We start from the raw sequence: 7,313 nt of genomic DNA on the forward strand, positions 1-7,313 counted from the left end.
AGCCGAAAATTACCCGCTGCGACCGCTGCCTTGCCGCCTGTGACTGCAAAACCGCTCCCTACTGCATCTCCCAGGCGCTGATCGCCGCCGTGGAGGGGGATTGGGAAAACGGCCTCTTCTTCTGCGGAGCCAACGCCGGGGAGGTCAACCGCCTCTCCACAGTGAAAGAGCAGATGGAGCAGATTATGAACGAATGGAGGGCCGCGCCATGAAGCTCGGTTTCTTATACGCCGGACAGGGCAGCCAGCACCCCGGCATGGGGGCGGACCTGTACGAGACCTGCCCTGCCTTCCGGGTGGCGCTGGACGCCGCCCAGGCGGAGGTGGACTTCGACTTGAAGCGGACCTGCTTCCAGGACCCCGAGGGCGTCTTGAATCAGACCCGCTATACCCAGCCCTGCATGGCGGCCTTCGCCGTGGCTCTCACGGCGGAGCTGCGGGAGAGGGGCGTCGTCCCCTCGGCGGCGGCGGGCCTGTCCCTGGGGGAGTATTCCGCCCTCTATGCCGCCGGGGTCTTCGGCGCGGGGGAGACGATCCGCCTGGTGGCCTTTCGCGGAAGGGCTATGGAGGAGGCCGCCCAGGGGCACGAGAGCGCCATGACGGCGGTGCTGGGTCTGGACCGGGAGCAGCTGGAGGCCGTCTGCCGTCAGGCCTCCGGCCTGGGGACCGTGGTGATTGCCAACTACAATTGCCCCGGTCAGCTGGTGATCGGCGGGGACAAGGCGGCGGTGGAACAGGCCGCCGCCCAGGCAAAGGAACAGGGGGCGAAGCGCTGCCTGCCCCTGAAGGTCAGCGGTCCCTTCCATACGCCGCTGATGAAGCCCGCCGGGGAGGCGCTGGAGCGCTATTTCCAAAGCGTGTCCTTCGCGGAGCCCCGCATTCCGGTGCTGTTCAACTGCCTGGGCCGGGAAAAGGCCGCCGGGGATTCCATCCCCGCTCTGCTGGTCCGGCAGGTGCAAAGCAGCGTATACATGGAGGATTCCATCCGCCGTATGGCGGAGCTGGGACTGGACGCCCTGGTGGAGATCGGCCCCGGGAAGGCCCTCAGCGGCTTTGTGAAGAAGACCGTTCCCGGCTTCCCCGTCTACGCGGCGGAGACCGCAGCGGACGTGGAGGCCCTGGAGCGGCTTGTAAAGGAGAACGGATGATGAATTTCGAGGGAAAGACCGCTGTCGTCACCGGTGGCAGCCGGGGGCTGGGCCGGGCCGTCTGCCTGGAGCTGGCCGGAGGCGGGGCCAACGTGGCCCTGTGCTATGCCGGAAACGAGGCGGCGGCCCAGGAGACGGCGGCGGCGGTGGAGGCGGCGGGCGGCCATGCCCTGGCGCTACGCTGCGACGTCTGCGACGCCGCCCAGGTGGATGCGCTGTTCAAGGCCGCCGCAGAGGAGTTCGGCCGGGTGGATATCCTGGTGAACAACGCCGGAATCACCCGGGACAACCTGCTCCTAAGGATGAGCGAGGAGGACTTCGACGCGGTGATCGCCGCCAATCTGCGGGGGGCCTTCCTCTGCATGAAGGCCGCCTCCCGGCGGATGCTGAAGCAGCGCTATGGCCGCATTGTGAATCTCAGCAGCGTGGTGGCCCTCCGGGGCAACGCCGGGCAGGTGAACTACGCCGCCAGCAAGGCGGGGATCATCGGCATGACAAAATCCCTGGCCAAGGAACTGGCGGCCCGGGGCGTCACCGTCAACGCCGTGGCCCCCGGCTTTATCGAGACGGATATGACCGCCGTTTTGCCGGAGGCCGCCCGGGAAGCCGCCCGGAGCGCCATTCCCCTGGGCCGCCTGGGAGCGCCGGAGGACGTGGCCAGAGCCGTGGCCTTCCTGGCCAGCGGCGAGGCCGCCTATATCACCGGCCAGGTCCTGGCGGTGGACGGCGGTATGTCCATGTGAGGATCAACGAGTGAAAAGAGGTTTGTTTATGGAACGACGCAGAGTCGTCATCACCGGCCTGGGCGCGGTGACGCCCCTGGGCCTCACCGCCAAGGAGAGCTGGCAGGGCGTGCGGGAGGGCCGCTGCGGCATTGGGCCCATTACGCAGTATGACCCCGCAGGAATGAAGGTACAGCTGGCCGCCGAGGTCAAGGACTTCCAGCCGGAGGTCCTGTTTGGAAAGCCGGAGGCCAAGCGCATGGGCCGCTTCACCCAGTTTGCCCTGGCCGCCGCCCGGGAGGCTTTGGCCGACGGCGGTTTCCAGCCGGAGTGCGCCGACCCCCGGCGGTGCGGCGTCATCGTCTCCAGCGGCATCGGCGGCATCGCCATCACGGAGGAGGAGCATGACCGGGGCCTTGCCCGGGGATGGGACCGGGTGTCCCCCTTCTTCATTCCCACAGGCATCTGCAACATGGCCGCCGGGCGGGTGGCCATTGACGCGGGCTTCCGGGGGCTGTGCGCATGTCCCGTGGCCGCCTGCGCCGGCGGGGCCAACGCCGTGGGGGATGGGTTCCACTACATTCGGGACGGCTATGCCGATGTCTGCCTCTGCGGAGGCGCCGAGGCGGCGCTGACGCCTCTGGCCGTCGGCGGCTTTACCTCCATGAAGGCCCTCTCCCAGAGCACGGACCCCACCCGGGCCTCCATCCCCTTCGACGCGGAGCGGAACGGCTTTGTCATGGGCGAGGGGGCCGGCATTCTGCTGCTGGAGGAGCTGGACCGCGCCCGGGCCCGGGGCGCGCGGATTTACGCCGAGATCACCGGCTACGGCGCCACCTGCGACGCCTATCACATGACCGCCCCCCGGCCCGACGGCAGCGGCGGCGCGGAGGCCATGGCCCAGGCCCTGGCGGATGGCGGCGCGCAGCCCGAGGACGTGGACTATATCAACGCCCACGGCACCTCCACCCATCTGAACGACGCCGGGGAGACTGCCGCCGTCAAGGCGGTCTTCGGGGACCACGCCTACCGTCTGGCCATGAGCTCCACCAAGTCCATGACCGGCCACATGCTGGGGGCGGCGGGGGCTGTGGAGGCCATCTTCACCGCCCTGGCGCTGCGGGACGGCTTCCTCCCCGCCACGATTCACTACCGGACGCCGGACCCGGCGTGCGACCTGGACGTCGTCCCCAATCAGGGCCGGGAGGCCGCCATCCGCTGCGCCCTGTCCAACTCCCTGGGCTTCGGCGGACACAACGCCAGTCTGCTGTTCAAGAGATGGGAGGGGTGAGCATGGGCATGCGGTATGATTCCAACCAGATTGCGGAGATTCTGCCCCACCGCTATCCCTTCGCGCTGGTGGACAGGATTGTGGACGGGGAGCCGGGCCAGTGGGCCCGGGGCGTGAAATGCGTCACCGTCAACGAGCCCTTTTTCCAAGGCCACTTTCCCCAGAAGCACGTAATGCCCGGCGTTTTGCTCATCGAAGCGCTGGCCCAGGTGGGGGGCGTGGCGGTGCTGGCCCTGCCGGAGAATCAGGGAAAGCTGGCGTTTTTGGGCCGGGTGAAGGACGCCCGGTTCAAGCGCCAGGTGGTCCCCGGGGACGTGGTGGAGCTGGAGTGCCGGCTGATTCGCCAAAAGGGCCCCGTGGGCGTGGGCGAGTGCGTGGCGAAGGTGGATGGCGAGACAGCCGTCACGGCGGAGCTGACCTTTGCGATTGGATAGAGAAGCGGCCGGACCCCCTGTTGCCTTTTTTCGCCGGTTTCGTTATAATGGAGGCGGCGCAGATGTTGCGGAAGGGGGAAGGACCATGCTGGAGCAGGCGTTTAACCGTGTGTACTCCAAATTCAAGCTGCATTTTTATCAGGAGATTTTCCGGCGTTTTCAGGACCGGGAGGCCAGTCTGACCACGGTGGAGACCTTTTGCATGGAATCCATCCAGGCTCTGGGCAGTCCCACGATTAACGAGTTTGCGAGCTTCATGCGCATCTCCCCGCCCAACGCCGCCTATAAGGTCAACAGCCTGGTGAAGAAGGGCTATGTCCGAAAGGTCCAGTCCGCCAGCGACCGGCGGGAGTACCATCTGGAGGTTACGCAGAAATACATTGACTATTATAACATCTCCAGCAGCTATATCAAAACGGTGATGGACCGTCTCACCACCCGCTTCACGCCCGAGGAGTGCGAAAAGCTGGAGGAAATGCTCCAGATTGTCAGCCGGGAGCTAATGCCGGAGGTGGGCCTGCCGCCGGAGGCGGAGGGAGAGAACGGGGCATAAAATCAGGCGGCAGGCTGAAAGCCTGCCGCCTGATTCTGGAAAAGGAGGAGCTTACTTGCGGTTCTCCTTCTGATTGCGCTGCTCCTTCTGGTTGTTCTGCTGGTTCTGCTCGCGCTCGTTCTGATTCTGATTTTCACGGTTCTGCATTGAGAATACCTCCTTTCGGCCATGGAGGGCGTCTTGAGACCGCCAGAGCATGGTGTTTGCCGGCCTGAAGGCGTCCCCCAATGAGTACAGACCTATTCTTGCCGGAGGCTTTGAAAATTATTCATGAAAAGAAAAAATCTTTGTTGACAAAGGGCGGGCGGGCTGGTATACTAAGTTGGCAAAACAAAGAGGGCTGACTGCATCCGCCTCACCTCCAGCGCATCGCGAAGAGGTCAACAACGCATGTTACAAGCTGCCGGTTCCGGCGGTTTGCTGTCGCGCGGGTGCCTTCTGGCGTCCGCGTTTTGTGATTTTTAGGATGGAGGTGCTTTGACCATTAGTAAGCAAGTGCATGAACTCAACGAGAGTATCGGCGACAAGGAAATCCGGCTGATTGGTCCTGCAGGCGAGCAGCTTGGCATCATGGCCCCCGCGCAGGCTTTGCGAATCGCCGAGGAACAGAGTCTGGACCTGGTCAAGATCTCGCCCCAGGCCAAGCCCCCGGTCTGCAAGCTGATGAACTATGGGAAGTTCCGGTTTGAGCAGAGCAAGCGGGAGAAGGAGGCCAGAAAGAACCAGCACGTGGTGGAGATCAAGGAAATCCGGATGTCTCCGGGCATCGACATCGGAGACTTCAATACAAAGCTCCGGAATGCCCAGAAGTTCATTGCCGACGGCAACCGGGTCAAGGTCTCCGTTCGTTTTCGCGGCCGCGAGATGGCGCATACCGACATTGGGCGGGACCTTCTGACCCGCTTTGCGGAGCAGTGCGCCGATGTTGCCAATCTGGACCGGCCCGCCAAGCTGGAGGGACGGATGATGTCCATCTTCCTCTCCCCCAAGGCCGGTAAATGAAGGGCGTTCCGCCCAGTCTGAATCAAAAGATTTTCAACAATACGGAAGGAGTCAATCGTTATGCCGAAACTGAAGACCCACAGCGGCGCCAAGAAGAGATTCAACCTCACCAAGACCGGCAAGGTCAAGCGCGCCAAAGCCTTTAAAAGTCACATCCTGACCAAGAAGGACACCAAGCGGACCCGCCGCCTCCGCACCGGCGGCTATGCCGACGCCACCAACGTGGACGCGATCCGCAAGATGATCCCCTACAAGTAAGAAAAGGAGGCTTTTAAAAATGGCTAGAGTCAAGGGCGCAATGATGACGCGCAAGAGAAGAAATAAGATCATGAAGCTGGCGAAGGGCTATTGGGGCTCCAAGTCCAAGCACTTCCGCGTGGCCAATCAGGCTGTGATGAAGTCCCTGAGCTACGCGTACACCGGCCGCAAGCTGAAAAAGCGTGATTTCCGTTCTTTGTGGATCACCCGTATTTCCGCCGCCTGCAAGCTGAATGGGATGAACTATTCCACCTTCATGCACGGCCTGAAGACCGCGGGCATCGACATCAACCGCAAGATGCTGGCGGAGCTGGCCGTCAGCGACGCCGCCGCCTTCACTCAGCTCACCGAGATCGCCAAGAAGGCGTAAGGGGCTTTCCGGATTTCCGGAAAAAAGGAAAAGGACTCCGGAAGGGTGTGCCTGATAAAGAATGACGCGCAGAACCCAAAAACATCAGGCAGTCACCGCAAAACGAAGCCAATGTGACACAATTTAACACCCGAGAGAAAGCACGATTGAAAAATCGTGCTTTTTCTTTTGCCCAAAAGGAGGCCCTGCCCATGCCGGAAGTCATTTTGTCAGATTATTTCTACTCGCTTGGATGGGGAATAAGCATTTACAACTTACCAGGGCGGAACGACCGAAGAACGTTTTGTCCAGTATTTGAAGGAGACTTTACTTCCGGCCCTTCGGCCAGATGACATCGTAGTGATGGATAATATGCGTTCTCACCATGTAAAGGCCGTCCGGGAAATTCTGGAGGCAAAGGGTATGAAAGTCCCGTACCTTCCGCCCTATAGCCCTGATCCCAACCCTATTGAGAAAATGTGGTCCAAGATGAAAGCCATCCTGCACTGCTGGAAAATCCGCAATTTGAATCTCCTCCCGGAGGCCATCCAGAAAGCTCTCTCTTGGGTTTCTCCCCTGGACTGCTCCCATTGGTTCGCCGCTTCTGTCTATTGTTGGGTTTTTTGATGATTGCTACAAAATGACCGTAGGCGAATGGCTGGATATTTGGCTGGAAACCTACCTGGGAGGCGTAAGACCTTACACGGTCCTGAACTATACCCAGCACGTCAACAACCATATCAAGCCCGCCTTGGGAATGGTTCGACTTAATAAGCTGAACACCCACACGATTCAACAGTTTTATTATTTCCGAGCTTAAAGCTCGGAAATAATGAATTTGATTTAAGCCGTTTTGCGGTTGCCGCTGTTTACAGCGGCAACCGCAAAACATGGCACATATTACTTCCGACCTTTCAGTTCGGAAGTAATCAGTTCGGAAGTAATATAATGACCTCGGGACTGCTCACGGAGATAAGCCCGGACTGTCACCTAAAACGATTAAGTGCATCCACGGGATTTTTCACAAGGCTTTGCAACAGGCAATTGCGATAGGCTATCTGCACTCAAATCCTACGACTGCCTGTGAACTGCCGAAAGCAGAGCGGAAGGACATCAAGCCTCTGGATGATGATGCAATCCGGGCCTTTATAGAAGCTATCCAGGGACACCGCTTTGAAGTTCTCTATCTGGTAGCGCTGTTCACTGGCTTGCGGCGAGGTCTGCGGCCTGACCTGGGATTGTGTAGACCTGGACTGTGGGACCATCTTCATCAATAAGCAGCTTCAACAGGTTCCGGGACACTCTGGGGAGTTTCGTCTCACGCCTACGAAGAACGGCAAGGGCCGCATGATTACCCCCGCCGCCTTTACCCTGGACGTTTATGGACATGTCACGGAGGAAATGAAGCGGGCCAGCGCCGACCGAATAGAGAAGTTTATTCAAGGCGTTTCCGGGACCTAAATGAGAATAAGGGAAAAAATAAGGGAAACCGTTTGGAAAACAGGTAAGCGTCAAATTCCCCCACACCTTGCCGGAGAGCAGAGGAAATGAGAAAAT

Annotated in this window: 10 protein-coding genes and 2 pseudogenes; 11 read left to right on the plus strand and 1 reads right to left on the minus strand. The window is 60.6% G+C overall.

What is annotated here, in order from left to right; all coding sequences use genetic code 11:
* From QZ329_RS14130 to QZ329_RS14175, 11 genes and pseudogenes are all read left to right on the plus strand, one after another.
* Positions 1-212: pseudogene (locus QZ329_RS14130) on the plus strand (nitronate monooxygenase); the annotation flags it as partial.
* Positions 209-1,147: an ACP S-malonyltransferase gene (gene fabD, locus QZ329_RS14135; RefSeq protein WP_295753647.1), complete on the plus strand. Its 939-nt coding sequence runs from the start codon at positions 209-211 to the stop codon at positions 1,145-1,147. The pseudogene QZ329_RS14130 and the gene fabD, both read left to right, overlap by 4 nt.
* On the plus strand, positions 1,147-1,890 hold the full coding sequence (fabG, locus tag QZ329_RS14140; protein ID WP_295753655.1) for a 3-oxoacyl-[acyl-carrier-protein] reductase: 744 nt from the start codon (positions 1,147-1,149) through the stop codon (positions 1,888-1,890). The genes fabD and fabG overlap by 1 nt, the downstream gene beginning before the upstream one ends.
* 28 nt (positions 1,891-1,918) lie before the next feature.
* Positions 1,919-3,160 (plus strand): beta-ketoacyl-ACP synthase II, encoded by a 1,242-nt coding sequence (fabF, locus tag QZ329_RS14145; protein WP_295753648.1) that lies wholly within the window; start codon positions 1,919-1,921, stop codon positions 3,158-3,160.
* A gap of 2 nt (positions 3,161-3,162) precedes the next feature.
* Positions 3,163-3,594, plus strand: coding sequence for a 3-hydroxyacyl-ACP dehydratase FabZ (gene fabZ, locus QZ329_RS14150; protein WP_365352217.1), 432 nt, complete (start codon positions 3,163-3,165; stop codon positions 3,592-3,594).
* A gap of 85 nt (positions 3,595-3,679) precedes the next feature.
* Positions 3,680-4,147 carry a MarR family transcriptional regulator gene (locus QZ329_RS14155; protein WP_295753649.1) on the plus strand — a complete coding sequence of 156 codons (468 nt, stop codon included), beginning with the start codon at positions 3,680-3,682 and terminating at the stop codon, positions 4,145-4,147.
* Between the two features lie 477 nt (positions 4,148-4,624).
* Entirely contained in the window at positions 4,625-5,149 is a 525-nt protein-coding gene (gene infC / locus QZ329_RS14160; protein WP_295753650.1) for a translation initiation factor IF-3, read from the plus strand.
* 60 nt (positions 5,150-5,209) lie between these two features.
* Positions 5,210-5,407 (plus strand): 50S ribosomal protein L35, encoded by a 198-nt coding sequence (rpmI, locus tag QZ329_RS14165; protein WP_295753651.1) that lies wholly within the window; start codon positions 5,210-5,212, stop codon positions 5,405-5,407.
* Between the two features lie 19 nt (positions 5,408-5,426).
* Positions 5,427-5,777 (plus strand): 50S ribosomal protein L20, encoded by a 351-nt coding sequence (gene rplT / locus QZ329_RS14170; protein ID WP_295753652.1) that lies wholly within the window; start codon positions 5,427-5,429, stop codon positions 5,775-5,777.
* A gap of 255 nt (positions 5,778-6,032) precedes the next feature.
* Positions 6,033-6,383, plus strand: a pseudogene (locus tag QZ329_RS15660) (transposase); the annotation flags it as partial.
* Between the two features lie 13 nt (positions 6,384-6,396).
* Positions 6,397-6,576: an N-terminal phage integrase SAM-like domain-containing protein gene (locus tag QZ329_RS14175; protein ID WP_295753653.1), complete on the plus strand. Its 180-nt coding sequence runs from the start codon at positions 6,397-6,399 to the stop codon at positions 6,574-6,576.
* A 380-nt stretch (positions 6,577-6,956) separates the two neighbouring features.
* Here QZ329_RS14175 and QZ329_RS14180 read toward each other — a convergent pair.
* Positions 6,957-7,313: hypothetical protein (locus QZ329_RS14180; RefSeq protein WP_295753654.1), on the minus strand; the 357-nt coding region annotated here is incomplete at its 5' end.

Origin of the sequence: uncultured Oscillibacter sp. (assembly GCF_910579365.1) — a bacterium.
Taxonomy (GTDB): domain Bacteria; phylum Bacillota; class Clostridia; order Oscillospirales; family Oscillospiraceae; genus Oscillibacter.